The organism is Bartonella sp. CL70QHWL, from assembly GCF_042194855.1.
GTDB lineage: Bacteria > Pseudomonadota > Alphaproteobacteria > Rhizobiales > Rhizobiaceae > Bartonella.
On record NZ_JBHINJ010000095.1, the window covers coordinates 1 to 1,015 of the forward strand.

A 1,015-nucleotide genomic window follows, 5' to 3' on the forward strand; every position below is an offset into this window, starting at 1 on the left:
ATCAAGCATATATTTGCTGTCGTGTAAACATTGCTGGAAATTGTAAAATTAGTGGCTCCACCGTAATCGTAGAACGTGAGAAATAGTAATCATGGAAAAGAAATATGAACTTACTGATGAAACAATCGAAGTTGGGGGCAAAACTCTCCACCGCATTCGTGCATTGAGAAGCTTCGGAAAAATCAAGAAAGGTGACCTAGGCGGCTTTATAGAAGGTGAGAGCAACTTAAGTCATGAAGGAGACTGTTGGGTTTATAATGATGCCATGGTTTATAGCGGTGCAAAAGTTTACAACAATGCCAAGGTATTTGATAACTCAAAAGTTTGTTATTTTGCAAATATTTATGAAAATGCAACAATTCATCATAACGCAAAAATATATGGTGGTCGTATTTTTGGAAAAGCACATGTTTACGAAAATGCAAGTGTTCATTGCAATGCAGAAGTGTATGGTAACGCACACATTTACGGAGATTCAGAGGTTCGTGGAGGCAGTATTATCACAACGAGCGAGAGAAGATAATTATTATGTATAGATATGAAATTAAACCTACTTTGTGTTCGCAGTTAGTTGTGAGAAATACCCACAATCCAGGTGAACTTTGTATAACGATCTCTGGAGATAAGGGCGAGCCCTATGTAGATACCATAATCTCTAAAGACAAAATAGATGCCTTCTTAAGTGAAGAGAATATCGTGCCAATGGAACTCATAGGATCGCAATGCTTTGCATTTTCATACGAATTCAGACCGTTTGCATGCACTAGATTTGAAATGATACCACCCAATTCAGATGAATCTTTCTTGTTGACGCTATATTCTGATCATTGTGCATATATAAAACGCATTCCAATTGATCGGATTGTACAACCTGTAAAGACAAAACTCTAACACCCCAAAACCAGCCTTTTAACACAAGCGTGATTCACGCCACGGGTGAATTGCGCGCAATGTAGGAAATCAAGATGAGTGAACAAAACACTAACCTAATAGAAATTGAAGAAACACATCATGT

1 protein-coding gene is annotated in these 1,015 nt (G+C 37.6%); it reads left to right on the forward strand.

Going from position 1 to position 1,015, the window contains the following annotated elements:
* The first annotated feature begins 91 nt into the window (after positions 1 to 91).
* Complete coding sequence (locus ACFIJZ_RS09890; protein ID WP_375613788.1) at positions 92 to 523, forward strand: hypothetical protein; 432 nt, start codon at positions 92 to 94, stop codon at positions 521 to 523.
* The last annotated feature ends 492 nt before the right edge of the window (positions 524 to 1,015 follow it).